The sequence below is a fragment of the Microbacterium sp. A84 genome (genome assembly GCF_051842815.1).
Lineage (GTDB): Bacteria > Actinomycetota > Actinomycetes > Actinomycetales > Microbacteriaceae > Microbacterium.
On the sequence record NZ_JBPXMS010000001.1, the window covers coordinates 1,983,570 to 2,009,762 of the forward strand.

General features: G+C 63.9%; 29 protein-coding genes. 20 read left to right on the top strand and 9 right to left on the bottom strand.

Annotation, left to right across the window (positions count from 1 at the left end):
• Positions 1-75: 75 nt before the first annotated feature.
• Together ACSU04_RS09495 and ACSU04_RS09500 are read right to left on the bottom strand one after the other, a co-directional pair.
• The gene (locus ACSU04_RS09495) at positions 76-465 is read right to left on the bottom strand and encodes a hypothetical protein (protein WP_439289232.1); all 390 of its coding nucleotides are present in this window, start codon (positions 463-465) and stop codon (positions 76-78) included.
• A 124-nt stretch (positions 466-589) separates the two neighbouring features.
• Positions 590-1,213, bottom strand: coding sequence for an NADPH-dependent F420 reductase (locus tag ACSU04_RS09500; protein ID WP_439280143.1), 624 nt, complete (start codon positions 1,211-1,213; stop codon positions 590-592).
• A 97-nt stretch (positions 1,214-1,310) separates the two neighbouring features.
• Between ACSU04_RS09500 and ACSU04_RS09505 the strand changes: the two genes are divergently transcribed.
• Positions 1,311-1,796, top strand: a complete 486-nt coding sequence (locus ACSU04_RS09505) for a MarR family winged helix-turn-helix transcriptional regulator (RefSeq protein WP_439289234.1) — start codon at positions 1,311-1,313, stop codon at positions 1,794-1,796.
• A 59-nt stretch (positions 1,797-1,855) separates the two neighbouring features.
• Complete coding sequence (locus ACSU04_RS09510; protein WP_439289235.1) at positions 1,856-1,987, top strand: hypothetical protein; 132 nt, start codon at positions 1,856-1,858, stop codon at positions 1,985-1,987.
• Between the two features lie 147 nt (positions 1,988-2,134).
• On the opposite strand, the gene ACSU04_RS09515 is transcribed toward ACSU04_RS09510, so the two are convergent.
• Entirely contained in the window at positions 2,135-3,043 is a 909-nt protein-coding gene (locus ACSU04_RS09515; RefSeq protein WP_439289237.1) for a serine hydrolase, read from the bottom strand.
• Between the two features lie 115 nt (positions 3,044-3,158).
• Complete coding sequence (locus tag ACSU04_RS09520) at positions 3,159-5,123, bottom strand: M13 family metallopeptidase (RefSeq protein ID WP_439289239.1); 1,965 nt, start codon at positions 5,121-5,123, stop codon at positions 3,159-3,161.
• Positions 5,124-5,309: 186 nt separating this feature from the next.
• Between ACSU04_RS09520 and ACSU04_RS09525 the strand changes: the two genes are divergently transcribed.
• The 4 genes from ACSU04_RS09525 (at position 5,310) to ACSU04_RS09540 (ending at position 8,885) form a co-directional block, all read left to right on the top strand.
• The gene (locus ACSU04_RS09525; protein ID WP_439289240.1) at positions 5,310-6,296 is read left to right on the top strand and encodes a diaminopimelate dehydrogenase; all 987 of its coding nucleotides are present in this window, start codon (positions 5,310-5,312) and stop codon (positions 6,294-6,296) included.
• 37 nt (positions 6,297-6,333) lie between these two features.
• A complete protein-coding gene (locus ACSU04_RS09530; RefSeq protein ID WP_439280138.1) occupies positions 6,334-7,659 on the top strand; it encodes an MATE family efflux transporter in 1,326 nt (441 codons plus the stop codon).
• Positions 7,660-7,772: 113 nt separating this feature from the next.
• A complete protein-coding gene (locus tag ACSU04_RS09535) occupies positions 7,773-7,964 on the top strand; it encodes a hypothetical protein (protein ID WP_439289241.1) in 192 nt (63 codons plus the stop codon).
• 30 nt (positions 7,965-7,994) lie between these two features.
• Positions 7,995-8,885: a hypothetical protein gene (locus ACSU04_RS09540; RefSeq protein ID WP_439289242.1), complete on the top strand. Its 891-nt coding sequence runs from the start codon at positions 7,995-7,997 to the stop codon at positions 8,883-8,885.
• Between the two features lie 2 nt (positions 8,886-8,887).
• Here the strand turns inward: ACSU04_RS09540 and ACSU04_RS09545 are convergent, their stop codons facing one another.
• Positions 8,888-9,505: a TrmH family RNA methyltransferase gene (locus ACSU04_RS09545; RefSeq protein WP_439280135.1), complete on the bottom strand. Its 618-nt coding sequence runs from the start codon at positions 9,503-9,505 to the stop codon at positions 8,888-8,890.
• Between the two features lie 22 nt (positions 9,506-9,527).
• Here ACSU04_RS09545 and ACSU04_RS09550 point away from each other — a divergent pair, with 22 nt between their 5' ends.
• The 11 genes from ACSU04_RS09550 to ACSU04_RS09600 all read left to right on the top strand — a co-directional run bounded on the left by ACSU04_RS09550 (position 9,528) and on the right by ACSU04_RS09600 (position 20,471).
• Entirely contained in the window at positions 9,528-10,169 is a 642-nt protein-coding gene (locus ACSU04_RS09550) for a metal-dependent transcriptional regulator (RefSeq protein WP_439289243.1), read from the top strand.
• A 57-nt stretch (positions 10,170-10,226) separates the two neighbouring features.
• Positions 10,227-10,823, top strand: coding sequence for a hypothetical protein (locus tag ACSU04_RS09555; protein ID WP_439289244.1), 597 nt, complete (start codon positions 10,227-10,229; stop codon positions 10,821-10,823).
• Positions 10,816-12,333 (top strand): type I restriction-modification system subunit M, encoded by a 1,518-nt coding sequence (locus ACSU04_RS09560; RefSeq protein WP_439289245.1) that lies wholly within the window; start codon positions 10,816-10,818, stop codon positions 12,331-12,333. Before ACSU04_RS09555 ends, ACSU04_RS09560 begins: the two co-directional genes overlap by 8 nt.
• The gene (locus ACSU04_RS09565) at positions 12,326-13,354 is read left to right on the top strand and encodes a virulence RhuM family protein (RefSeq protein WP_439289246.1); all 1,029 of its coding nucleotides are present in this window, start codon (positions 12,326-12,328) and stop codon (positions 13,352-13,354) included. The genes ACSU04_RS09560 and ACSU04_RS09565 overlap by 8 nt, the downstream gene beginning before the upstream one ends.
• Complete coding sequence (locus ACSU04_RS09570) at positions 13,351-14,538, top strand: restriction endonuclease subunit S (RefSeq protein WP_439289247.1); 1,188 nt, start codon at positions 13,351-13,353, stop codon at positions 14,536-14,538. Before ACSU04_RS09565 ends, ACSU04_RS09570 begins: the two co-directional genes overlap by 4 nt.
• On the top strand, positions 14,535-15,296 hold the full coding sequence (locus tag ACSU04_RS09575) for a DUF3800 domain-containing protein (RefSeq protein ID WP_439289248.1): 762 nt from the start codon (positions 14,535-14,537) through the stop codon (positions 15,294-15,296). The genes ACSU04_RS09570 and ACSU04_RS09575 overlap by 4 nt, the downstream gene beginning before the upstream one ends.
• Positions 15,297-15,422: 126 nt before the next feature.
• Positions 15,423-18,701 carry a type I restriction endonuclease subunit R gene (locus ACSU04_RS09580; protein WP_439289249.1) on the top strand — a complete coding sequence of 1,093 codons (3,279 nt, stop codon included), beginning with the start codon at positions 15,423-15,425 and terminating at the stop codon, positions 18,699-18,701.
• Positions 18,698-19,414, top strand: a complete 717-nt coding sequence (locus ACSU04_RS09585) for a M48 family metallopeptidase (RefSeq protein ID WP_439289251.1) — start codon at positions 18,698-18,700, stop codon at positions 19,412-19,414. The genes ACSU04_RS09580 and ACSU04_RS09585 overlap by 4 nt, the downstream gene beginning before the upstream one ends.
• Before the next feature lie 31 nt (positions 19,415-19,445).
• Positions 19,446-20,234, top strand: a complete 789-nt coding sequence (locus ACSU04_RS09590) for an HAD-IIA family hydrolase (RefSeq protein ID WP_439280132.1) — start codon at positions 19,446-19,448, stop codon at positions 20,232-20,234.
• Position 20,235: 1 nt separating this feature from the next.
• On the top strand, positions 20,236-20,331 hold the full coding sequence (locus ACSU04_RS09595) for a YdeI/OmpD-associated family protein (RefSeq protein WP_439280131.1): 96 nt from the start codon (positions 20,236-20,238) through the stop codon (positions 20,329-20,331).
• Positions 20,328-20,471: a hypothetical protein gene (locus tag ACSU04_RS09600; protein ID WP_439289252.1), complete on the top strand. Its 144-nt coding sequence runs from the start codon at positions 20,328-20,330 to the stop codon at positions 20,469-20,471. The genes ACSU04_RS09595 and ACSU04_RS09600 overlap by 4 nt, the downstream gene beginning before the upstream one ends.
• A gap of 63 nt (positions 20,472-20,534) precedes the next feature.
• Here the strand turns inward: ACSU04_RS09600 and ACSU04_RS09605 are convergent, their stop codons facing one another.
• The 3 genes from ACSU04_RS09605 to pyrE all read right to left on the bottom strand — a co-directional run bounded on the left by ACSU04_RS09605 (position 20,535) and on the right by pyrE (position 23,251).
• On the bottom strand, positions 20,535-21,698 hold the full coding sequence (locus ACSU04_RS09605) for an anhydro-N-acetylmuramic acid kinase (protein ID WP_439289253.1): 1,164 nt from the start codon (positions 21,696-21,698) through the stop codon (positions 20,535-20,537).
• Between the two features lie 96 nt (positions 21,699-21,794).
• Entirely contained in the window at positions 21,795-22,697 is a 903-nt protein-coding gene (locus ACSU04_RS09610; protein ID WP_439289254.1) for an ROK family protein, read from the bottom strand.
• Complete coding sequence (gene pyrE / locus ACSU04_RS09615) at positions 22,694-23,251, bottom strand: orotate phosphoribosyltransferase (RefSeq protein ID WP_439289256.1); 558 nt, start codon at positions 23,249-23,251, stop codon at positions 22,694-22,696. The genes ACSU04_RS09610 and pyrE overlap by 4 nt, the downstream gene beginning before the upstream one ends.
• A gap of 84 nt (positions 23,252-23,335) precedes the next feature.
• On the opposite strand from pyrE, the gene ACSU04_RS09620 reads away from it, so the two are divergent.
• Genes ACSU04_RS09620 through ACSU04_RS09630 form a run of 3 tightly spaced genes read left to right on the top strand, consistent with a single transcriptional unit; the run spans position 23,336 to position 25,570 of the window.
• Positions 23,336-23,872 (top strand): YbhB/YbcL family Raf kinase inhibitor-like protein, encoded by a 537-nt coding sequence (locus ACSU04_RS09620; RefSeq protein WP_439289257.1) that lies wholly within the window; start codon positions 23,336-23,338, stop codon positions 23,870-23,872.
• 28 nt (positions 23,873-23,900) lie between these two features.
• Positions 23,901-24,746: an exodeoxyribonuclease III gene (locus ACSU04_RS09625; RefSeq protein ID WP_439289258.1), complete on the top strand. Its 846-nt coding sequence runs from the start codon at positions 23,901-23,903 to the stop codon at positions 24,744-24,746.
• Positions 24,743-25,570 carry a Cof-type HAD-IIB family hydrolase gene (locus ACSU04_RS09630; protein ID WP_439289259.1) on the top strand — a complete coding sequence of 276 codons (828 nt, stop codon included), beginning with the start codon at positions 24,743-24,745 and terminating at the stop codon, positions 25,568-25,570. Before ACSU04_RS09625 ends, ACSU04_RS09630 begins: the two co-directional genes overlap by 4 nt.
• 56 nt (positions 25,571-25,626) lie before the next feature.
• Here the strand turns inward: ACSU04_RS09630 and ACSU04_RS09635 are convergent, their stop codons facing one another.
• On the bottom strand, positions 25,627-26,070 hold the full coding sequence (locus ACSU04_RS09635) for a VOC family protein (protein ID WP_439289260.1): 444 nt from the start codon (positions 26,068-26,070) through the stop codon (positions 25,627-25,629).
• Positions 26,071-26,193 lie beyond the last annotated feature (123 nt).

The window sequence follows — 26,193 nt, forward strand, 5'->3', positions numbered from 1 at the left end:
TAGTTGTGGCTCGTTTCTGACGCAGAACCGAGCCACAAGTGGCCACTCGCAAGGGGTAGGGGTGAACCGCAGGAGCTAGCGGGCGAAGGGGTCGGGGTCGGTGGGGAGTGGCGGGCGCAGGCGCACAGGCAGGGGCCACGGCAGAATGAACTGCTCGGCGGCGTCTCGAGTCATGTCACCAAAGTCGTCGACCTTCACCACGATGCGCCCCGGAGCACCACCCCGAGCGGGGATGACTTCGACCATGCGCACGCGCAGCGGGCGGGCGGCCTCGCCGTCTAGCATCCACGGGTCTGCCAGCCAGCCGAGCCCGTGCGTCTCGAGGGCAGCCTCGGCATCCAACCATTCGATCGGGTCGGAGACGGGCCGGCCGAGCACGTCAACGGCAACCCAACTATCTCCCGCGGGGTGGATCCAGCCGAGCAGTTCGCCGTCGTCGCGGCGGTGCGGTGTCCAGTCATCCATCCGTCGATCGTACGCATGCCCCCTTGCGAGTGGGCGCTGGTGGCTCTATTTCGCGCCAGAAGTGAGCCACAAACGACCACTCGCAAGCCGGTAAAGGGGCCGTCGCGGGCGAAGGGTGCAGAGATCAGGCCTTGACGGCGAAGCCGCCGGTCCAGCCGATCTGCTCGCGCACCGCGAGCACCATCTGCAGGAAGCCCAGTGCTTCGAGCTCACGCGCACGCTTCAGCCCACCGGCATCCGCCACCACGAGGCCGGCACTGGTCACCACCTCAGCAAGGAGCTTCTTGGCAGCCTCGTCGTCACCGGCGATCTGCACGACGGTCGGTGCGCCGCCGAGTTCGCCCGAGGCGAGGGTCGCGGCGAAGTTCGTGTTGAACGCCTTGACCACCTTGGCGCCGGGAACCAGGGCTGCGAGCTCGGCCGCGGCGGAAGAATCGGCCGGTACGACAAGACCGTCGAAGGTGGCGAAGTCCACCGGGTTGGTGATGTCGACGACGACCTTGTTCGTGAGCTGGCCTGCGTAGGTCTTCGCGAGCTCGGCGAGTGCCGGGTAAGGAACGGCGAGCACGACGATCTCGCCGGTGATGGCGTCGCCGACGACTCCGGCGGTCGCGCCGATCGCCGCTGCTGCAGTGCCGGCCTTCTCGAGGTCGCGCGCCAGGATCTGCACGCTCGCGCCACTCTTCGCCGCGATGCCGGCGATGCCCTGCCCCATGTTCCCTGTTCCGATGACGGTGATCGCAGTCATTGTCTTGCCTCTCGTTCGCGAGCCTCAGCATTGTTGCTTCGGCAACTAATAACTGGAACACGCTTGCCGTGACAACTATTCCCGACAGAATGGATGCATGGCCGGAAAACTCACCCGCATGACCGCTGAGCAATCACGAGCGTGGATATCGCTCATCACGACGGCCGAGCTACTGCCCGCTGCTCTCGATGCGCAACTGCAGCGCGACTCGTCGCTCACGCACTATGAGTACATGCTCCTCGGCGCGCTCCTCCGCAGCGGCGAGATGCGCCTGAGCGATCTGGCCGCAGCCACGAACGCGACGCTTCCCCGCGCATCCAAGGTCGTCAGCCGCCTGCAGCAGCGCGGCCTGGTCGAGCGCGAGAGCAGCGCCAATGACCGCCGCAGCGTTCAGATCCGCCTCACCGGAGAGGGACGCAGACAGACCGTGCTGGCCACCCCTGGCCACTTCGAAACGGTTCACCGCCTGGTGCTCGACCACCTCACCCCAGAACAGTTGAATGCACTATCCGATGCCCTGGCCCCGGTCATCGCCGGCCTCGATCCGTTGCAGCGGTTCGGACCGCAACTGCCCGACAACTAACCGTCACCCTTCGTCACGCGAATAGTTCCCCGCGCACGGCGCTGGATAGCATCGCAATCATGAGCACGATCGCCACCACCACCGCCGGAAGCCGCCCTCGCACCGAGGCCCTCATCGCGGCCCTCATCACGGCGAATGCCGCGCGTCCCCTCACCGAGCTCGGCGAGGGCGCCCGCCGCGTCCGGCCCTGAGGCCGGGCTCGATGGCCCCACTCCCGGGCGCGCCCGGGTTACACCTGCAGGGCCGATGCACGAATGCAGGGTGACACGCCGCCGGATGGCCCTGCATCCGTTCGATCGCCCTGCAAGTGTGCAGGGTTGCAAGGTGGCCGGGCCTGGCTAGTGGGCGTACTCCATCAACTCGAGCCCGAGCAACCGGAACGCATCATGTGCGCGCAGCCGGTGGGCGATGGAGAGGTCGTCGAAGCAGACGATCATCGCGTATGCGACACCGGCGCGAGGCCCGGCGAGCACACCTGCTTCCGCACGAACACCGCGGTCACGCCCCGTCTTGTTGATGAACAACAGCCCGTGCGGATCATGGTCGTGCGCGAACGGGTCCAGCCCCGTAGAGGCGGCGACCAGAGTCAGGTCATGGTTCAAGCTCAGCCACTCCGAAACCTGAGAACTGACCGCAGCATCCACAACCTTCGAATTCACCAGGGCTGAGAAGAGTCCGGCAAGCTCGCGTGTCGTGCCGACTGCGACGTGCGGCGCGTCATCCGGCCCTCGTACGTCACGAAAGCGATCAAGCACGGCGGTGCGGCGAAGACCCAGCGATTCGATTCTGCGGAGCACTCGGTGGTGTCCGACCCGCTGCAGCAGGATGTTGACCGCGATCGGATCCCCTGTGCTGGCCGCTAACACCGCGAGGTCGCCGAGCGGCAGCGCCGGCGCCCACAAATGGCGCCACATGCCTGAGGTCGTTACGGCTTCGGTGGAGGAGCGCTCGACGATCTCCAACGGATCTAGCGTCCCCGCCTCGAACCCGGCGGCAACCTCGATCAGCAGTGGCACCACGCCGAGCCCCGCGATGGGCATCGTCACATGATCGTCACCGGTGAGCACCTCGGTGTCATTGTCGAGGTCAGTGACGTACACGGACACTTGGGCGCCGGCATCCGCCAACTGCTCAAGTGCACGCGTGGTCGAGGTGAATGTCCGTCTGCCGATGGCCGCACGGCGCGGCAGACGTCGAGTGCTGCGCAAAGATCGGCGCAACATCGCAGGCTCGGGGGGAGTGCCCACGCGTGTTCCTTCCCAGGAAGGTAGCTATCGGGGGATGCCACTGGGAGGGCGCTCCCCAGCGGCATGGCTATCGTAGCCCCGGCACCCGGTTCACGTCACGCGCTATGGGCAACAGTCACCAGATCGTCACACGCTGGTCGCTGGGCAGGTGCAGTGCATCCGCTTCGGTGACATCGAACGCCGCGTAGAAGGCGTCGATGTTGCGGACAATCTGGTTGCAACGAAACTCGTTCGGCGAGTGCGGGTCGATCGTGAGCAGGCGGATGGTCTCGGCATCCCGGCTTTTCTGCTGCCAAACCTGCGCCCAGCTGAGCAGCAACCGCTGCACTCCGGTGAGGCCGTCGATGACCGGAGCCTCAACGCCGCCGAGCGACAACTCGTACGCTTTCAGCGCGATGCTCAGGCCTCCGAGGTCGCCGATGTTCTCACCGATCGTGAGGGCACCGTTCACGTGGTTCTCGTCCGGGAGCCCGGCAGGGACGAGTGCGTCGTACTGTGCGATCAGTGCCTTCGTGCGGTCCTCGAACGCGGCGCGGTCAGCATCCGTCCACCAGTCATCGAGCTTGCCCGATCCGTCGTAGCGACTGCCCTGGTCATCGAAGCCGTGGCCGATCTCGTGACCGATCACCGCGCCGATACCACCGTAGTTGGCGGCGGCATCACGGCCGGCGTCGAAGAACGGGTACTGCAAGATCGCCGCGGGGAAGACGATCTCGTTCATCGAGGGGTTGTAATAGGCGTTGACCATCTGCGGCGGCATGTGCCACTCGTTCCGGTCAATAGGCTTGCCCACCTTGTCGACGTTGCGGTCGTGCTCGAACACGTTCGCGCGGCGGACGTTGCCGAACAGATCGGCGGGATCGCTGACCAACGAGGAGTAGTCGCGCCACTGGTCGGGGTGTCCGATCTTCGGAGTGAAGGCATCGAGCTTGGCGAGCGCGCGCTCGCGGGTCTCAGGGCTCATCCACTCCAGCGTCGTGATGCTCTGACGGTACGCCTCGATGAGGTTCGCGACGAGCTCATCCATTGCTGCCTTGGCCGTCGGCGGGTAGTGGCGCGCGACATAGACCTCGCCAATGGCTTCGCCGAGGGCACCCTCGGTCACCGAGACGCCACGCTTCCAGCGCTCGCGGATCGTGGGAACCCCGGAGATCTCGGTGCCGTAGAACGAAAAGTTTTCCTGCACGAAGTCGTCGGTCAGGTAGGCGGCGGCGGCGTGCACAACCTGCGCGCGCAGCCACGCCTTCCAGTCATCGAGACGGTCGACGGTCAACAGTGTTCCGAGACCTTCGAAGAAGCTCGGCTGGGAGACGACGACCTCGGCGAAGGCATCCGCGTTCGTGGGACCTGCGGCGTCCCGCCAGGGCGCGAGGTCGACGCCGGTGAGGGTCAGGAACTCGTCCCAGGTCTTGAGATTGTAGGTCTTCACGGCATCGCGGCTGGCGACATTGTCCCAATGGTGGGAGGCGAGCTCGGTCTCGAGTGCGAAGGAGCGCTCGGCGTCACCAGCAGCATCCGAAATTCCGGCGAGCGCGAGCAGACGCTCGAGGTGCGCACGGTAGACAGCACGGGTTCCCTCGAAGCTGTCGAGGCGGTAGTAGCTCTCGTCGGGCAGCGAAAGACCGGACTGCACGAGGACAGGTAGGTACCGCTCGGGGTTGCCGGGATCCCCGTCGACGTAGAACCCGATCAGGTGGGCGCGGCCGTCGCGCTCGTAGGCGCCAGCGGTCTGCAAGAAGGCGGGGATGCTGTCGATGCCGTCGATTTCGGCGAGAGTGGGCGCGAGCGGTGCGGGGCCCGCGGAATTGATGCGCTCGGTATCCATGAAGCTCGTGAACAGATCGCCGATCTTGCGCTCGAGAGTGCCGCCTTCGGCAGCCTGCGCCTCATCGATGATCGTGCGGACGTCTTTCTCAGCCTGCTCTGCGAGCAGATGGAACGAGCCCCAGCGGGCTTTGTCAGCCGGAATCTCGGTCTTCTTGAACCACTCGTTGTTGACGTGCCGATAGAGGTCGTCTTGCGGGCGAATCTCGGAGCTGAACTCTTCGGTGGCAAGACCTGCGGGGAGAACATCAGTCATACGTCCCAGCCTATGTCCGGCCTCCGACGTCGTCACACCCGGCGGAACAAGAAGCCCGGCAGATGGCCGAGTGTTCGGCCGTCACTGTCTTCGGCGACAACCACGCCGTGACTCCCACGCGAGAGGCTCATCCGACCCCGATACGCTGGGTTCCGTCCCGCTTATCCTTCAAAGGAGCATGCACGCATGACCGCTCAGATCCGCATCGGAATCGTCGGCTACGGCAACCTCGGCCGTGGCGTCGAAGCTGCCATCGATCGCAGCTCCGACATGCAGCTGGTCGGCGTCTATACACGTCGCGATCCGGCAACCGTCGAGACCCGCGACCCTGAGATCGCCGTGTACCGGATGGATGTTCTCACCGAGCACACGAACGATATCGACGTGCTGATCCTCTGCGGCGGTTCAAAGAACGATCTACCGGCGCAGTCTCCCGAGCTGGCGACGCGGTTCAACATCGTCGACAGCTTCGACACGCACGCACGCATCCCCGAACATTTCGCCGCGGTCGACGCTCCGGCGCGCACCGCCGGCACGACGGCATTGATCTCGGCAGGCTGGGACCCGGGAATGTTCTCCCTCAACCGCGTCTTCGGCGAAGCGCTGCTGCCCGATGGCGACACCTACACCTTCTGGGGCCGCGGCCTCAGCCAGGGGCACTCCGACGCGATCCGGCGAGTCGCCGGCGTCGCCGGGGGCGTGCAATACACCGTGCCGAGCGAGACCGCCATCGCAGCGGTGCGTGCAGGCGATCGTCCCGAGCTCACGACGCGACAGAAGCACACCCGCGACTGCTTCGTGGTCCTGGATGACGGTGCGGATGCCGATGCCACTCGCCAGGCGATCGTCTCGATGCCCGACTACTTCGCGGACTACGACACGACCGTTACGTTCATCACCGCCGAGGAACTTGCGCGCGACCACTCCGCCATGCCGCACGGCGGCTTCGTAATCCGCAGTGGCGTTACCGGCGACGGGGCAACGCAGACCGTCGAGTACAGCCTCACGCTCGGCAGCAACCCGGAGTTCACCGCCAGCGTCCTGGTCGCCTATGCGCGCGCCGTGCACCGCATGAGCATCGCGGGCCAGGTGGGCGCGTACACCGTGTACGACATCGCCCCAGGACTCCTCTCGCCGAAGTCTCCGGAGCAGTTGCGCGCTGAACTGCTCTGAGCGCAACTGCGCCCGCGCCCGTCGATAGGCTCGAGGGATGACCGCGCGCCCTGCATCCCTCAACCGGGAGATCCTGCGGCTCGCCGTCCCCGCACTCGGCGCGCTGGTCGCCGAGCCTGCCTTCCTGATAGTGGATGCTGCGCTCGTCGGCCATCTCGGCACTGTGCCGCTCGCGGGACTCGGCATCGCAAGCGCCGTATTGCAGACGATCGTCGGACTGATGATCTTCCTCGCGTACTCGACAACACCGGCCGTCGCACGGAAGTTCGGAGCCGGCGAGCACAAGGACGCCGTCTCCGTCGGCATAGACGGCATGTGGCTCGCGCTCGGGCTCGGAGCGGTGCTCTCCGTCGTCGGAGCCCTGTCGTCGCCTTGGCTGGTCTCCCTCTTCGGCGCCACCGAAGAGGTCGCAGCACAGGCCGACACCTATCTTGTGATCAGCATGTGGGGACTTCCGGCGATGCTGATCGTGTTCGCCGCAACCGGTCTGCTGCGCGGGATGCAGGACACCGTGACACCGCTGTGGATCGCCGGAGCGGGGTTCGGCGCGAATGCACTGCTCAACGTCGTGTTCATCTACGGCTTCGGCTGGGGCATCGCCGGATCCGCCATCGGTACGGTGACAGCGCAGTGGGGCATGGTCGCCGCCTATGTCGTGATCATCGGGAGGATGGCGCGCAAGCACTCGGCCACTTTCCGTCCGCAGCGCGACGGCGTACGTGGCTCAGCGCGCTCTGGTGGCTGGCTGTTCCTGCGCACCGTGAGCCTGCGTGTCGCACTCCTCATCACGGTGGGCGTCGCCACCGGCATCGGTACCACTGAGCTCGCCGGGTGGCAGGTGATCTTCACGATCTTCTCCGCTGCGGCATTCGCCCTGGACGCCCTCGCTATTGCAGCCCAGGCGCTGATCGGGAAAGGCCTCGGCGCTGGGGACATCCCGGCCGTGAAGCACGTACTCGCCCGAACGGTCGCATGGGGTGCGTGGTTCGGCGTGATCGTCGGTCTCGTGATCGCGGCGCTGTCTGGGGTGATCGGACTCGCGTTCACCGGGGACCCCGCGCTCGCGGCGCTGATCCAACCTGCGCTGCTCGTGCTCGCGGTGGCGCAGCCCATCGCAGGGATTGTGTTCGTACTCGACGGCGTGCTGATGGGATCAGGTGACGTGCGCTACCTGGCGATCGCCGGTGCACTGAACCTCGTGCCGTTCCTGCCCGCACTGTGGATCTTCACGCTCGTCGGAGTCGATGGCACGGCCGGGATCACCTGGCTCGCCGTCTGCTTCTTCGGCGTCTACATGCTCGCGCGCTTCGCGACGCTGGGCTGGCGCGTGAAGACCGGCAGGTGGCTGAGCGCTTCGGCGTAGGCCACCTGTTCTGCACGGTCGCACGTAATTCGGAGTTGTCCACCGTTCGTGGGTAGGGCCGAATGTCTCTGGCATTCTGATGAGCAGGCGACGACAATGAAGGGATGCTGACGATGAACGAACCCCAGGTCTGGGTGCTGATCGGCGTATTCGCCGCAGCAATCTTCGGCATGTTGACGATCGTGTCGACGCTGTTCATCCATGTCATGAAGGCGGAGTTCGGCAGCATCCACCGCCGCATCGACAATCTGGATCGCGATGTTAACGCCCTGTACCGCCATTCATTCGGCAACGATCGCGATTGACGCTGGCGGCCGGTGAGCCAGGATGGTCGTATGACTGCATCCTGGCCCGGCGACTCCGCGACCGTCGCGCGCTGGGTGCGCGCCGTCATCCAGCACGCAGCGAAGGACTCGGGGGACGTCGAGCTGAAAGGGCTCGATGACATCACGGTCACAGCCAGTCTCGCCGGCAACGACCTCGAGCATCTGACGCTGGATGCCACCGGTGTGAGGCTGCGGCTCGGGTGGCATTCCACCCCGCCCGCGCATCCGGCTCCCTCCAGCGCAGCGGCTGAACAAGACGAACCCGCCCCCCTCACCCGGGAGTCCGGCATCGTGAAGACGTTCCGCTTCACGGCTCGACCGATGCGGATCGAACAGACTCCGTTGAGCATCGATGTGCAGGCCTTTGACGTCCCGATCGCCTGGCTGACCTTCGCCGAACCCACCGAACCCGACTTTCCCGAGAGCATTCATATGCTCGTCCCGGACGGTGACCTCGACGGGCTGCACGGCACCTTCCACGCGACCATCGCGACGAAGGATCTTGTCCCCCTCATCACCTCCGTCACACGCCCGATGCTGCGTGAGGCGGGTGCGCACCTCGGCCGCGTGAAACTCGATCTGACCGACGACGGCGACGACGGCATCCGCGTCACGGCGTATGCCGGACTGCGCTGGAAGCTGCTCATGGCGTCAGCACGCGCCGATGCGCGCATCCAGGTAACGCGGGATGCCGTCATCACCGTGCGTGATCTCACGGTCGGCAGCCGCAACCTGTTTGTCAAAGCGGGGTTGCTGTTCGCGCGCAAGCGCATTCGCGGGGTCATCGGGCAGACGTTCGACCTCAACGAGATCATCGCCGAAGACGGCACGCCGACACGCCTCCACGATGTGCGCATCGAGACCGGCGATCAGCTCAGCGTTTCAGCGCGTTTCCGCTGAGGCTAATTCGCGTAGCGGCGGCACCATTCGTACATGATCACGGCGCCTGCGGCGCTGGCGTTGATGGATCGCGTGGAGCCGTACTGGGTGATCTCGATGTGGCCGGATGCCGCGGCGATCGCCTCATCCGTCAGCCCCGGCCCTTCCTGGCCGAACAGCAGCACGCACCGCTCGGGAAGGTCCGCCCGGTCGACGGGGATTGCGCCGTCGACGTTGTCGACCGCGATGATCGGGATGCCTGCTGCCGCAGCCCACGCGGCGAAGGTAGCGACATCCTCATGGTGGACGACGTGTTGGTAGCGGTCGGTGACCATCGCGCCACGCTTGTTCCAGCGGCGACGACCGATGATGTGCACGGTGTCAGCGAGGAACGCGTTGGCGCTGCGCACGATGGAACCGATGTTCATGTCGTGCTGCCAGTTCTCGATCGCGACATGGAACGGATGCCGGTGCGTGTCGAGGTCGGCGACGATCGCGTCCATCCGCCAGTAGCGGTAGCGGTCGATGACGTTGCGGGTGTCGCCGTTCTCCAGCAGCTCAGGGTCGTACTGGTCGCCCTCAGGCCACTCGCCCTCCCAGGGGCCGAGGCCGTGGGTGGTGCGCTCAGGAGTCTCGGTCACTCAGTCAGCGTAGTCTGGAGCCGTGGCATCCCCGGCAGCAGACGACTACCTGAAGACGGTATACGCGCATACCGAGTGGCAGGACGCTCCGATCACTCCATCCGTGCTCGCTGCGAAACTCGGCATCGCGCCATCGAGCGTGACCGAGATGGTGAAGAAGCTCGCTGCTTCCGGGCTCGTCTCGCATGTCCCTTACGGCGCAGTGCGATTGACGGATGCCGGCGCAGAGCGTGCCCTCGCAATCGTGCGTCGGCACAGACTCATCGAGACCTGGCTTGTGCGGGAGTTCGATTACGCGTGGGATGAAGTGCACGACGAGGCTGAGGTTCTCGAACACACCATCAGCGACCGGCTGCTGGAGGGTATCGACGCACGTCTGGGCCGGCCTCGATTCGATCCACACGGGGACGCCATTCCGGATGCCGCGGGCGAAGTCGTTCGCGAACCATTTGTGCTGCTTGCTGACGCGCCACTCGGACACCAGGGTCGCGTGCTGCGTGTCGCCGACACCGATGCGGAGCTGTTGCGCGCGCTCGAAGCGCTCGGGCTTGCGGTCTCTTCCTTAGTGCGCGTCACGGCGGGTGGCATCGAGCTCGACGGCGCTCCGACGGCGCTGCCGGACGGCGCAGCCGAGATCGTCTGGCTCAGCGTAGCGTCACAGTAGAAGTCGTACTGCACAAAATACTTGCGGAATGTGGAGTAGACCAGCTACTGTAAAGAAATGCTCCTCGAACAAGCCTGCGCAGTCGACCCAGGCTTCAGCGTGCGCTCTCGGCTCGAGCCAGAATCATCTGGGCTCCTCGCACTGCATCAGGGTTGCGTAACGCAACAGGGCGAACCTGACCTGTCACTCGCGTCACGCGTTTCCCATGCCACTGGCTCTCACCGACATCTTGTCCGCACCGGGGATGTGCTCTTCCGGTCGCGCGGCAGCGCCGCCTCCACTTGGGCCGTCGACGAAAGTCTCCAGGAGCCCGCTATCGCACTCCTGCCGCTGTATATTCTGCGGCCAGCCCCCGACATTCTCGACGCCGAGTACCTGGCCTGGCTGATCATGCAGCCTGCCGCACAAGCGCACTTCGCCCGTGAGACCGTAGGCAGCAACCTTCAGATGATCAAGAAATCCGCGATCACGTCCCTACCGATCGACCTGCCTCCGCTCGCGATCCAGCACGATGTAGCGACCGTCGCCCGTCTCGCGTCGCGCGAGCGCGTGCTGGAAACACAGCTCATCGCGCTGCGTCGCAAGCTCCTCACCCTTCGACTCCACGCGCGCATCAGCAACGCCGCTCTCACGACAGGAACTCACGATGACTGACACCGTCACCCAGCAGCGCATCAACCAGGCTGCGTGGGCCGCTTGCGACACGTTCCGAGGAGTCGTGGATGCCACCCAGTACAAGGACTACGTGCTGGTGATGCTCTTCCTCAAGTACATCTCCGACATCTGGAAGGACCACAACGAGCAGTACGAAGCACAGTTCGCGGGCGACGCGAGTCGCATCGAGCGGCGACTCAAACGAGAGCGCTTTCCACTGCCAAAGGACGCCAGCTTTGATGAGCTCTACGCTCGGCGCAATGCCGATAACATCGGCGAACTCATCAACATCGCGCTCGCAGACATCGAAGACAAGAACCGCGCCAAACTCGATGGAGTCTTCCGCAACATCGACTTCAACAGCGAAGCCAACCTCGGCAAGGTGAAAGATCGCAATCGCCGGTTGAAGAACCTGCTGGAAGATTTTCACAAGCCCGACCTCGATCTGCGACCCTCGCGAGTCAGCGACGACATCATCGGCGAGACTTACATCTATCTGATCTCTCGATTCGCTTCGGATGCTGGCAAGAAAGCTGGGGAGTTCTACACTCCGCGTACAGTGTCGGCGCTTCTGGCTACCCTCGCCGCTCCGAAGCCAGGAGATGAGATTTTCGACCCCGCCTGCGGTTCGGGTTCGCTGCTAATTCAGGCGGCGGCGCAGGTCGGCTCCAACGACTACGCGCTCTTCGGCCAAGAGGTCAACGGCGGCACCTGGGCGATGGCGCGCATGAACATGTTCATGCATGCGAACGATGCGGCCACGATTGAGTGGGGCGACACCCTCAATAACCCCACGATCCTGCAGCACGACCAGCTGCGCCGGTTCGATGTCGTGGTTGCGAACCCGCCATTCTCGCTCGACAAATGGGGCGCAGAAGATGCCGCGGGCGATAAATACAAGCGGTTCTGGCGCGGCGTTCCTCCCAAGAGCAAAGGAGACTACGCCTTCATCACCCACATGATCGAGGTCGCGAAGCGACAGACCGGTCGAGTGGCAGTGATCGTGCCGCACGGCGTGCTGTTCCGTGGCGCAGCTGAGGGGCGTATCCGCAAAGCCCTGATCGAGGACAACCTTCTCGACTCTGTGATCGGTCTGCCCGCGAACCTGTTCACGACGACCGGCATCCCGGTTGCAATCCTCATCTTCGACCGCTCCCGCGAGGCAGGTGGAACCAATGAAAACCGGCGGGATGTGCTGTTCATCGATGCGAGCCGGGAGTTCACGGCGGCCAAGTCGCAGAACGTGCTCGAACCGAGCCATGTCGAGAAGATCGTGACGACGTTCATCGAGCGCGCTGAGATCGAGCGCTACTCGCATCTCGCGAGCTTCGACGAGATCGCCGGCAACGACTTCAACCTCAACATTCCGCGCTATGTCGACACTTTCGAGCCCGAAGAGCAGATCGACGTCGCCGCCGTGCAGCGTGAGATCGAACAGGTCGAAACCGAGCTGATCGACGTACGCGCACGCATGGCCGGCTACCTGAGGGAGCTGGGTCTTGATGCCTGAGTCGGATGCCACAGCAGCAGCGGATGCTGCCGGAGAGGTGATTCTATACACGACCGATGACGGTCGAGCCGCCGTGCAGCTGCGCGCGATCGACGGCACCGCATGGCTGACCCAAGCGCAGCTGGCTGAGCTGTTCCAGGTGACTCCGCAGGCGGTGACGCAGCACATCTCTTCGATCTATACCGACGGCGAGCTCATCGAATCGGCAACTTGTAACGACTACTTACAAGTTCGCCTCGAGGGTGGCCGTAAGGTGCAGCGCACACTTCGGCACTACAACCTCGATGTAATCCTCGCCATCGGCTACCGGGTGCGGTCGCCCCGCGGCACGCAGTTTCGCCGCTGGGCGACGACGGTGTTGGCCGACTATCTGGTCAAGGGCTTCGCCATGGACGACGCCAAACTCAAGGGCACAGACCAGTGGGACTACTTCGACGAGTGGCTCGAGCGCATCCGAGACATACGTGCTAGTGAGAAGCGGTTCTATCAGAAGGTTCGCGATCTCTACATGACCGCGATCGACTACGACTCGAAGTCTGATGCCACTCGCACCTTCTTCCAGGTGGTGCAGAACAAGATGCTCTGGGCTGTCACAGGAATGACCGCAGGTGAGCTGATCAAAGCGCGCAGCGACGCGGGTGCTCCCAACATGGGGCTCACTAGCTGGGCCGGCGCGATCGTGCGCAAGGGCGACGCCGTCACAGGCAAGAACTACCTCACCGCTGAGGAGGTCGACGAGCTCAATCGCATCGTCACGATGTACCTCGACTACGCCGAAGACCAGGCCAAGCGCCGCCAGTCAATGACCATGGCCGATTGGTCAGACAAGCTCGACGCCTTCCTGCAATTCAACGATCGTGAACTGCTCACGCACGCGGGCGTGGTCAGCGCCGCCGTCGCGAAGAAGCTCGCCGAAACGCGGTACGACGACTTCGACGCACGACGCAAGTCGACGGATTCTGCGGCCGCCGATGCTGTCGACATTGCGGAGCTCGAGCGGCTTGCGGAGGGATCGGAATGAATGCGCCCGAGGGCTGGGCCAGCGGGACGCTAGGAGCCCATGTAGACCTTCTGACGGGATTTGCGTTCGACAGTAACGCGTACTCCGCTGTCATTTCTGATGTGCGGCTCCTCCGCGGAGACAACGTCCTACCGCAAAAGTTGCGTTGGGAAGGTGTAAAACGCTGGAGTCTTGATTCCTCCGACGCCTTGAGCCGATACGCGCTTAATGTCGGGGACACTGTGATCGCGATGGATCGTACCTGGATCGCTGCAGGCGCTAAGGTCGCATCCGTCAAGGAATCTGATCTTCCGTGCTTGCTCGTACAACGAGTTGCCCGCCTGCGCGCAAAGCATTCACTCGACCAGGCGTTCATGCATCAACTGGTGAGCGGGCATGCGTTCGAAGAATATGTTAAATCCGCCAAAACTGAGACCGCGGTACCACATATCAGTCCGCGTGACATTCGCGGGTTCAGAGTTCTCCTCCCCCTGCTGTCCGAGCAACGCAAGATTGCCGAGATCCTCCGTACCTGGGACGACGCGATCGACCGCTCCATAGTTCTTCGCGACCACCTCGCGATGCGGTTCGAGAGCATCGCGAGGAACCTGTTGACGCCCGAAGCTCCAGCGTCGCGCCACCTCTCCGAGATGACAGCAGAGATCTCCACTCGGAATGCCGTTGGTCAGTTGGATCGAAACAAGGTGATGGGCGTCTCCAACCGCAGAGGCCTCGTCCCTATGCGAGCACAAACGATTGCGGGTGACATTTCCCGCTACCAGGTGCTGCCGCCGAGAGCGTTCGCGTACAACCCGATGCGTATCAACGTGGGGTCGATCGCGATGTCGACATTCACCTATGACGTTCTCGTGAGCCCGGACTACGTACTCTTTGAGTGCTACCCCTCGGAGCTGATTCCGAGCTATCTCGATCATGTCCTGTCCACGAGCAGGTGGCGCCACTATGTAAATGCTGGCGCGGCGGGAAGCGTCCGCACTCGCACCTACTACAACGACCTCGCAGCGATTTCTATCCACACGCCACCGCCGGACGAACAAGCACGCATCGTGAGCATTCTTGACACGGCCAAAGCGGAGATCAACCTCCTCAACCGCAACCTCGAACTGCTCCGCACGCAGAAACGTGGCCTCATGCAGAAGCTCCTGACCGGCGAAGTGCGCGTGGCACCCAAGGAGACGGAATGATGTCACCGAACACGAGCAGCCCAACCAAGATGCACTACTCGGACTATGTCGTGTACGTCGACGAGAGCGGCGACCACAGCCTCACATCGATCGACCCCGAGTTTCCGATGTTTGCGCTCAGCTTCTGCGTCTTCCAGAAGGTGGAGTACTACAGCAACGTTGTTCCGAGCCTCGAGAAGTTCAAGTTCGACACCTGGGGCCATGACTCTGTCGTCCTTCACGAGAACGATATCCGTAAGAGCCGAGGGCCCTTTTCCTTGCTTCTGGGCGGCGAGGAGATCCGTGCGGAATTCTTTGGGAGGCTCAATACTGTGATCGAGAATGCCCCCTTCGGTGTCATCGCGTCGGTCATCGATAAGCGACGGCAACTGCGCACCTATACGAAGCCCATGAGCCCCTATGAGATCGCTCTGCTTTTCTGTATGGAACGTCTCCTGCGCTTCTTGATTTCACGCGGCCAACACAGCCGACGAGTGCACCTCGTCTTCGAGAGCCGTGGCGCCAATGAAGACCGCGAACTCAAGCTCGAATTTCTTCGAATCTGCGCAAATGAAGTGCGCTGGGGCTACCGAAAGGACGACTTCACTCGCATTGAGTTCTGCCCCGTCTTTACCAAGAAGGCGGCCAACTCAAGCGGACTACAGCTCGCCGATCTCACCGCACGTCCGATCGCACTCCAAGCATTGCGACCAGATCAGGTCAATCGGGCGTATGAAATCATCCGCCCGAAGATCATCAATTGCAAGGTGTTCCCATGATCCGGTTGCGCCCAAAACAAAAGGACCCGAGCCTTCTCGAGTCCAGTTGCCGACCGGGCATTCCCAATCCACCTTCAGGATACGCGTCCGCACCTCGACCGCACAAGCCGACTACCAGGAGCAGCAATGACTGAGCAGGTCTTCGATCCGAGCGAGAAGTTCCAGTCACAAGTTCCCGCGTTGCAGATGCTAGTGGGCCTGGGCTTCACCCCGCTGGCGCCAGCCGAAGCACTCGCGATGCGCGGCGGGCGCCGCCACAGCGTGCTGCTCGAAGACGTACTGATCGAACGCACGCTCGCGCTCAACAGCTTCGATTACCGCGGTCGCTCTTACGACTTCGATGTGGCCGACGCGCATGAAGCGATGCGCAAACTTGCCCCCACGCTCGAGAAGCAGAAGGGGATGCAAGCCACCAACCAAGAGGTCTACGACACCCTGCTGCTCGGTGCCACTCTGACGAAGAGCATCGACAGTGACAGCAAGAGCTATTCATTCGGCTACGTCGACTGGACGAACCCCGCCAACAACGCGTACCACGTGACCGCCGAGTACAGCGTGGAGCGCACCGGCAGCACAATGACGAAACGGTGCGACATCGTCGCCTTCGTCAACGGCATCCCGTTCATCGTCATCGAGAACAAGCAACCCGCTGTCTCTGTGCAAAAGGCCGGCAGTCAGTTGATCGGCTATCAGGGCACCGACAACATTCCGCAGCTCTTCCACTACGCGCAAGTCCTGTTCTCGATGAATCGGCAAGAAGCGCGCTACGCCACCGTCGGAACACCGCGCCGCTTCTGGCACACCTGGCGTGATGAAGAAGACGACGACACCGACATTGCCGCCGCCGCGAACCACCCCCTCAACGATGCAGAGAAGGATGCACTGTTCAGCAGCGAGATGAACGGCGCTCGCGCCTACTTTGACGCGAACGTGACGTCCGGCGACAGACTCATCAGCGCGCAAGACCGCCTGCTATACGCGCTCTGCCGCCCCGAACGCCTCCTCGATATCGTGCGGCGCTTCACCGTGTTCGATGGAGGCGTGCGCAAGGTTGCCCGACACCAGCAGTACTTCGCGGTGAAGCAGACCCTCGCGCGCGTGGCATCCGTCGACTCAGCGTCCGCACGTCCAAGCGGCGTGATCTGGCACACGCAGGGCTCCGGCAAGAGCCTCACCATGGTGATGCTGGGCAAGGCGCTGGCCCTTGAGCGCGGCATCCGAAACCCTCGCATTGTAATCGTGACCGATCGGGTCGATCTCGACAAGCAGATTCGCGATACGTTCCGTTCCTGCCAACTGGAGCCCAGACGGGCCACCAGCGGTAAGCAACTCGCCCAACTGATCAGCGACAAAGCACCGCTCATCACGACAATCGTGAACAAGTTCGAGGCAGCGTCCCAGGTGCTGTCCCCCGACGGTGTGAGCGAACTCGTCGACGACGACACGAACCTGTTCGTGCTCGTCGATGAAAGCCATCGCACTCAGACAGGCAAACACGGCGGCAGCAGCCAATACAACAAAGCCATGCGCCGGATGCTCCCCCACGCCAGCTACCTCGCGTTCACCGGGACTCCGCTGCTGAAACGGGAGAAGAGTACGTTCGGCACTTTCGGCGAGCTCTTCCACAAATACACGATTGCGGATGCCGTCACCGACGGTGCCGTTGTGCCGCTGTTGTATGAGGGGCGCATGGTTGAGCAGCTCATCAGCGAAAACGTGATCGACCGCTGGTTCGACAAGATCAGCGAGGGCCTTACCCCCGAGCAGAAACGCGATCTGAAGCGCAAGTTCTCGCGTGCGGACGCGCTTTCCGGTGCTGGGCAAGTGATTCGCGCCAAGGCCTTCGACATCTCCGAGCACTACCGCAAACATTGGCAGGGCACTGGCTTCAAGGCACAGCTCGTCGCGCCGAACAAGGCCGCCGCGATCCGTTTCAAAGAAGTCCTCGACGAGATCGGGCATGTGACGAGCGAGGTGGTCATCTCTGCCCCGGGGGATGACGAAGACCACGAGACTGTCGATCGCGTTTCCCGCGATCTGGTGCAGCGGTTCTGGGATGGCGCGATGCAACGCTTCGGCGGAGAGACTACCTACAACGACACCATCGTGGAGGCCTTCAAAGGCAGCGGCGGTCCGGAGATCCTCATCGTGGTCTCCAAGCTACTTACCGGTTTCGATGCACCACGCAACACAGTGCTCTATGTGTGCCGCAGCTTGCGCGAGCACACGCTGTTGCAGGCCATCGCGCGCGTGAACAGGCTGTACGAGAGTGACGATGAGGGCGCCGATGGCACGGATGCCGGCACCCAAAAGGAGTTCGGGTACATCATCGACTACGAGGGCTTGCTCGGTGAGCTTGACAAGGCCCTCACGACGTATTCTGCGTTCGAAGGCTTCGAGGAGGGCGAACTGACCGGGGCCGTGCACGGCATCCGCAAGCAGGTGCGACTGCTTCCTGGCCGGTGGTCACACGTCTGGGATATCTTCAACGCCGTGCCGAACAAGACCGACATGGAGGCCCTGGAACAGTTCCTGGCGGATGACGCAGAGCGTGACGAGTTCTATGAACGCCTCGCCATCTTCGCCCGTTGCCTGCACATGGCCCTATCGAGCGACTCGCTGGAGCAAGAGATCTCTGCCGACAACATCGAACGCTACCGACGTGATTGGAAGCACTTCGTGGCTCTCAGGCGAGCCGTGCAAATCCGCTACCAGGAGATCGTCGATCTGCACGACTTTGAGCCGAAGATCCAGAAGCTCCTGGACGACCACGTCTCAGCGATGCCTGCCGAGACGATCATCCACCTCGTTGACATCAACGATGCGGATGCCCTGGGGGCCGTAGTCGCCGATTCAGGCGTGAGCGCGGCATCTCGAGCGGATCGCATCGCCAACGCCACCAGACGCTCCATCCACGAACGCATGGATGAAGACCCGGCACTCTATGCGCGATTCTCGCAGATGCTTCAGAACACGATCGACGAGTACCGCGCGAAGCGCTTGTCCGAAATCGACTATCTCGCGTCGATGAAGTCGCTGGCAGATCGTGTGGCCGCACGTGATCGAGGGCGCGCCTTGCCGGTGGTATTGGCCAACAACGAGCACGCCGCCTCGATCTTCGAGACACTGCTTGCCGCAGATCTCGGCGATGTCGCAGTCCGATCTGGTGGCCAGCTTTCAGAGGTTGAAATCGCCGAGATCGCTATCGGAATGCTCGACATCGTCGCCTCAAACATCATCGTCGGCATCTGGTCAAACTCCGATGCACAGACTGATCTGCTCAACGCTCTCGACGACTACATCCTCGAAGACCTCGAACGCACCCGCGGCCTGCTCATCCCGCCGGAGCTTGCCGATGAGCTGCAGACGTCCGTGCTCGCGCTGGCGCGCGCACGATTCGCGTGACGTTCACCACTGAGTACGGCGCGCACACCATCGCCTTCACCATTGAGCGTACGAAACGATCGACGCTCGAGATCGCCGTGCAGCCCGACGGGCAGGTACGCGTGGTGGCACCGTTGGAGGTAAGCACCGAGGCAGTCGCTGCACGCGTACGCAAGCGCGGTCGGTGGGTGATCTCGCAGCAGGCGTACTTCGCCCAGTTCCTGCCTCGCACTCCTCCCAGGCGCTGGGCACCAGGGGAGACGCATCTCTACCTGGGGCGGCAGTATCGCCTGCGCATCGTTCCTGGCGCCACGCACGAACCACGCGTTGTAAAGCTGATCCGTGGGTTCATCACAGTGACTGGTGTGGAGTTTGACGACGCGGCGACGATCGAGAACCTGGTCACCGCATGGTATCGGCAGCACGCTGAAGCGCATTTGCGACGACGACTGCATGAATGCCTGACGCGGTTTCATCCTGCCGAGCGGTTCACCCCGACTTCGGTGCAGTTACGCACGATGCGCACGCATTGGGGGTCGATGTCGCCGGCAGGCCGGTTGAGCGTGACCCCTGACCTGGTGCGCGCGCCAGTGGATGCCATCGACTATGTGATCGTGCATGAGCTTTGCCACCGCGCAGTGCCGAATCACTCGCGAGAGTTCTTTGAGCTTTTGACGCGTGTTATGCCCGACTGGGAGCGTCGCAAGGCGCGACTCGAACGCGCGCTGGCGTGAGTACGAAACCCGCGACCTCTAGGCTGAGCACATGGTTGATCGCTCTGAAATCGAATGCTGGCTCACTGACATGGACGGCGTGCTCGTCCATGAGAACGACGCCATTCCTGGTGCTGCTGAATTGCTCGCCGGCTGGGAGAGCAGCGGCATCCCGTATCTGGTGCTGACGAACAACTCGATCTTCACCGCACGCGACCTCTCCGCGCGTCTGCGCTCCAGCGGCCTGCATGTTCCTGAGGAACGCATCTGGACGTCAGCTCTGGCCACCGCGGCATTCCTGCAGCAGCAGGTGCCGGGCGGATCCGCATTCGTCATCGGCGAGGCCGGGATCCTCACCGCCCTGCACGACGCCGGGTTCATCATGACCGAGACCGACCCCGACTTCGTCGTCGTCGGTGAGACTCGCACCTATTCCTTCGAGGCGATCACGAGGGCGATCCGCCTGATCAACAACGGCGCGCGCTTCATCATCACCAACCCGGACGCCACCGGCCCCAGCGCCGAGGGTGCCCTGCCGGCGACCGGTGCCGTCGCAGCACTCATCACCAAGGCCACCGGGCGCGAGCCGTACGTCGTCGGCAAGCCGAACCCGATGATGTTCCGCTCTGCTTTGAACAAGATCGGCGCGCACTCTAAGAAGACCGGCATGATCGGCGACCGCATGGACACCGACATCGTGGCCGGCATCGAGGCAGGTCTGCACACCGTGCTCGTGCTCACCGGCATCAGCGATCAGGCCGAGATCGAGAAGTACCCGTTCCGCCCGGACGAGATCGTCAACTCGGTTGCCGATCTGCTCCCCGAGGCTGCTGCGAGCTGACATGGGCGCCCTGATCGCGACGGCGAAACGACCCGAGACCCGGGCATCCCGCATCGCGAAGATCGTGGCGGATGCCGCAGAGGGGAAGCGACCGTGACCCAGCAGGATCTGCTCTTTCTCGTGATGATCCTGATCGGGGTGTCTTCGCTGACGATCATCATCGTGCAGTTTGTTCGTTCGCGTCGACGCGGGCCCGACGATGACACCCGATCCGGCAACTGGTGGGAAGGCCCATAGGACGACGACCGGAAACGCTGATTTCATGCGGCCGGGCAGACCCACCGTGTCGGACGGACCAGCTCAACTTCCGGTCGAACTAAGGGTGAGGGTGCGCAACTCGGCGACGGGTTGCGGCATCAGGAGCGGACCAGAACCGGGAGTGATCGTGCCGAGGATGCGCGGCTCGCGCGCGCCGGTTCCACCGGGGGTGACGGCGGGCACTCCGTGCATCGTGCACCAGCCGATCAGCGCGAAAAGGATCGCCTCCTTATTGTCCGCTGAGGCGCCGAGCGCGTCAGCGAGCACGACCTCCACCTCGGGGAGCGCGGCCCGCAGCCCGTCCATGATCAACGGGTTGTGGCATCCGCCGCCTGAGACGGCAAGAAAACCGGCGCGAGCGGCGCGGATGTCCTGGGCGACCGTGCGTACGGTGAGCTCGGTGAGGGTGCGCACGACATCGGCGAGCGGAACGGCCCGGCCCGCCAGGTGCCCGCGCACGTAGTCGAGATGGAAGTGCTCCTTACCCGTGCTCTTCGGAGCGGCGACCGCGTAGTACGGATCGGCAAGCAGCGACTCCAACAGTGAGACATCGACCGCGCCCGATCGGGCGATACGGGCATCCTCGTCGTAACCGAGATCGTTCAGCTGTTCGGCGACCACAACCGCGTCGACGAGAGCGTTCGCCGGACCCACGTCGTAAGCCGAGATGCCGTCGGGCCCGACGATCGTGATGTTCGCGATGCCGCCGAGGTTGAGCGCAGCCGACGTGCCCGCGCGGCCCCGGAGCAGCAGCTCGTCAAGGAATGACACCAGCGGGGCGCCGTGTCCGCCAACGGCGATGTCGCGGATGCGGACGTCCGAAACGACCGGCACGCCAACGCGCTCCGCAGTCCAGGCGGGTTGGCCGATCTGGAGTGTGCCACGCGCTCGGCCACCTTCGACCCAGTGGTAGACGGTCTGGCCGTGGGTGCAGACTGCGTCGATCCCGCCGACGGATGCTGCGGCATCCGCTGCCACCTCGGCGAAAGCCTGCCCGATCAGAGTGTCGAGCTCACAGATCTCGGCCAGCGTCGTCGGCGCCGGCGGAAGGGCAGCGATGAGTCGCGCCCGAAGGCCCGGCGAATAGGGGACGCTGTCCTCGTGGAGCACGGCGGCGTGGAGCGCACCATCGGTCTCGGTGAAGTCGACGACCGTGACGTCGATCCCGTCGTGCGAGGTGCCCGAGAGCATGCCGAGTACGCGCATCCGCAGTCCTTCCGTCGTCTTCCGAGCTGCAGGTCTGTTCGACCCTGCAGGTGGTACGAGCTCGGGTCAACCCACCGACGCGTGGGCTCGAGCCGTCTACCGCAGCACGAACGCCGCGGCACCGATCAGTGGACCCTCATCCCCCAGCCCCGAGCGCACCACGCGCGCGCGACGGGAGTACTCGTGTGCGGCACTGGCAGTGAGTGCCTGCTGCACGAGATCGATGTAGTCGTCTGAGACGCGGGAGAATCCGCCACCGATCGCGACGACATCGAGGTCGACGAGGGTCGCGGCATCCGCCAGCGCCTCCCCGACTGCGCGCGCCGAGCGCTCGATCGCAGCGCGGGCGACGGCATCGCCGGACGCTGCATCCCTGGCGAGATCCTCGCCGGTCGAACCGGTCCATCCCTGGGTCTGCGCCCATGTTGCACTGGCGGGTCCCGACGCGATCTCCTCGAGTGTCAGACCACCCTCGCGACGCACCTGGCCGAGATGTCCTGCATTTCCGGATGCTCCAGCGATGTAGGCGCCGCCGACAACGAAGCCGCCGCCGACGCCGGTCGAAACGACGATCGACAGGGATGCCCGCGCTTCACGCGTCGCACCGAACCAGGACTCGGCGAGCGCAAGCGCGCCACCGTCGTGCCCGAAGACCGCGTGCACGTCGCGTCCGACGACGGCCGATGCTGCGGACCGCACGGCGTCCGCCAGTTTGTAGCCACGCACCGTGGGCATGTTCACCGGGAAGATCTGGCCGGTCGTGCGGTCAACAGGACCAGCACTGCCGACGCCGGCCCCGGCGAGCTCAGCACCAGCTGGCAGAGTTGCGAGGGCATGCTCCGTGACCGCGGCGATCGCAGCATCCATCGATTCGAAAGTTGCGGTGCGACCGGTGGGCTGGCGGTTACGGCTGCCCTCGACGAGCACACCGGCATCAGAAACGAGCGCCGCCTCGAGCTTGGTGCCGCCGACGTCGACAGCCAGTGCGTAACGGGTCACTGCGGGGCAAGCCCGAGATCATCGAGATCGAACGCCGCGCGCCATTCCAGCCCTTCGGCTTCGATCGCTGCCTGCGCGCCGGTCTTGCGGTCGACGATCACGGCGACGGCGACGACCTCCGCACCTTCGCGGCGCAACACCTCGACAGCCTTGAGCGCGGACTGGCCAGTGGTCGAGGTATCTTCCAGCACGACGACGCGCTTGCCCGCGATGTCCGCGCCCTCGATCTGCCGACCACGCCCGTGATCCTTCGGCTCCTTACGAACGACGAAAGCGTCCACTGGGCGCCCGGCGGCAACGGATGCGTGCAGCACCGAGTTCGCGATCGGGTCGGCACCGAGCGTCAGGCCGCCGACAGCGGCGACGTCGAGGTTGCCGACCAGGTCGAGCATGATTCGACCGATGGCCGGGGCTGCGCGGTGGTCGAGGGTGAGCCTGCGCATATCGACGTAGTACGTCGCCTGCTTACCGCTGGAAAGGATGAAGTCGCCGTGGAACACCGCCTCATCCTTGATGAGAGCGAGCAGGGACTGGCGGTCAGCGTCGAGAGTCACGGCATTAAGTGTAGGGCGCGGCGCCGCTGGCCACGCATGCGCCGTTCGCCTATCGTGGCGGTGGATCAGATTCCCGGAGGCCCCATGTTCTCGTACGACCCCTATGCGCAGCTCGCTACGCTGCGCGACTTCGCGCCGCTCGAGCTCACCAGCCCTGATTTCGAGCCTGGCGGTGCGTTACCGCTGTTCGCCTGGTCGGCCGACCGCGGCGGTGAGGATCGCTCGCCCACGTTGCAATGGTCGACGCCACCAATTGGCACCCAGAGCTTCGCGATCTCATGTTTTGACCCGGATGCTCCGACCGGCTCGGGTTTCTGGCACTGGGCCGCGTTCAACCTGCCCGCGACGACCACCTCGTTGGCAAGCGGCGACGGCGATCTGGCCGCTCTTCCGCACGGCGCGACGGTGTTGCCGAACGAGGCACGCCTGGAGCGTTTCATCGGCGCCGCACCGCCGAAGGGCACCGGCATCCACCGGTATTTCTTCGTTGTCGACGCCCTCGATGTCGAGACCCTCGACATCACCCCTGGATCGACGCCGGCGGTGCTCGGATTCAACCGACACTTCCATTCGCTCGCCCGTGGCATCCTCATTGGCACCGCCGACCCTTCGGAGCGCTGACGTCCGACCCCGCAAGTAGGCTGGATGCATGCGCCTGGCCACCTGGAACGTCAACTCCATCCGCACCCGTGTCACCCGCACCGTCGAGTTCGCCGTGCGGGAAGACATCGACGTGCTCGCGATGCAGGAGATCAAGTGCAAGCCTGAGCAGTTTCCGTACGCGCCGTTCGAGGAAGCCGGCTACCACGTCGAGGTGCACGGGCTGAATCAGTGGAACGGTGTCGCGATCGCGAGCCGCCTGCCAGTCACCGACGTCGACACGGCATTCACCGGGATGCCTGGTTTCGCGAAGGGGCATGAGGGACCGGATGCTCCGCTCGAGGCGCGTGCGCTGGGCGCGACCATCGACGGCGTGAAGGTCTGGAGCCTGTACGTGCCGAACGGCCGTTCCCTTGATGACCCGCACTACGCATACAAGTTGCACTGGCTCGAGCAGCTGCGCCAGCACACTGCCGCCGAGCTGAAGAAGAACCCCGGCCTGCCGCTGGCTCTGGTCGGCGACTTCAATATCATCCCGTTCGACGCTGACAACGGCGACCCTGACATCGTCGAGGGCGTCTCCACGCACGTCTCTCCCGAGGAGCGCGCGGCGTTCTTCGCGTTCCAGGATGCCGGTCTCATCGACGTCGTGCGTCCGCTACTGCCGGAGGGTTTCACTTACTGGGACTACCAGCGCCTGAAGTTCCCTCGCAACGAGGGCGTCCGCATCGACTTCGTGCTCGGCTCGAAGGCACTGTCCGATGCCGTGACCGGAGCATCCATCCACCGGGACGAGCGCAAGGGCACCCAGCCCAGCGACCATGTTCCGGTGGTCGTCGACCTCGACTTCGGCGGCACCGATGATGATGACGACATGCCAATGATCTTCGCGTGAGCGTGCTGCCGCGACTCATCGCCAGCGACCTCGACGGCACCCTCCTCGGCGCAGACTCCACAGTCTCACCGCGGACGCGCGCGGCACTCGACGCGGCGCGCGCGGCGGGTATCCATGTGGTGCCGGTCACAGCGCGGCAGCCGATCGGAATCCGTGCGATCGCTGACGGTGCGGGTTTCGAGGAGTGGGCACTGTGCGGCAACGGTGCCTTCGCGATCCATCTGACTACAGGTGAACTGCTGTTCGAACGCGCGGTGACCGTTGACGCTCAGCAGGCGCTGGCCGCCGCGCTTGCAGAGCGCGTGCCCGGTTTGCTGCACGTCAGTGTGCGGGATGCGGGCGAGGGATTCTTCCCCCAGCAGGGATACGCGGCGATCGCCGAAGCATCCGATCACAAGCGCGATCCGGCGGGCATGACCGAAGTGCCGCTCTCGGAAGTGCTGTCGGCACCGAGTCTGAAGCTCGTGATCCGGCATCCGAAGCTTCCTCCTACTGAGATCCTCGCTGCAATCGCTGGCCTCGGCCTCGGCGGCTTCGAGGCGACGGTATCCGGCGCGCCATTCGTCGAGGTGATGGCAGCAGGCGTCACCAAGGCGTGGGGGCTCGAGCAGCTGTGCGCACACCTGGGGATCACCGCAGACGAAGTGCTCGCCTTCGGTGACGCCCCGAACGATGTCGAGATGTTGCGGTGGGCAGGGCACGGCGTGGCAATGAGCAACGCGGATGCTGTGGTGAAGGATACCGCGGACGAGATCTCACTCGCATCCAACACCGAAGATGGCGTCGCGCTGATGCTCGAACGGGTGCTCGGCGCGCACGTCTGAACCGTGTCAGTCGGAGCCCATGACGCTGGTAACAGATCAATGATTGATGCGGCCAGTCACAATGCGCCGCCCTGTTCGGCCGTGTGCGCATCGGGGCCCTGCTCGGCTGCTTCTTCGCTCATGTAGAGGAATCCCAGCGAGTTGCCGTCTGGATCGTCCAGGTCACGCGAGTACATGAATCCGTAATCCTGTGCGGGCTTCGGCTCTGCGCCCCCGGCATCGATGCCCTTTGCGAGGATCGCGTCGACGTCCTCCCTGGAATCCTGGCTGAAGGAGACCGAGACCTGCGCGACCTCGTGCGGATCGGCAATCGGCTTATCGGTGAAGGTGGCGAAGAACTCGCGCTTGAGGACCATGAAGAAGACGTCCTCACTCCAGACGATGCACCCCGCGTTCTCATCCGTGAAGAGCGGATTGATGTCACATCCGAGCGCCGTGTAGAACGCCTTGCTGCGCTCAAGATCGGACGTGGGGAGATTGACGAAGACCTTCGTGGGCATGCTGGCTCCTTTGTCGTATCGATTCTTCAAGCTTGCGAACAACAACCGCGCTTTTCAATAGCAAGTTGCGTCGGGCCGCCGAGTCCGTCGTACGGCGGATGTCCCGGCATCCGCTTGCCCGTA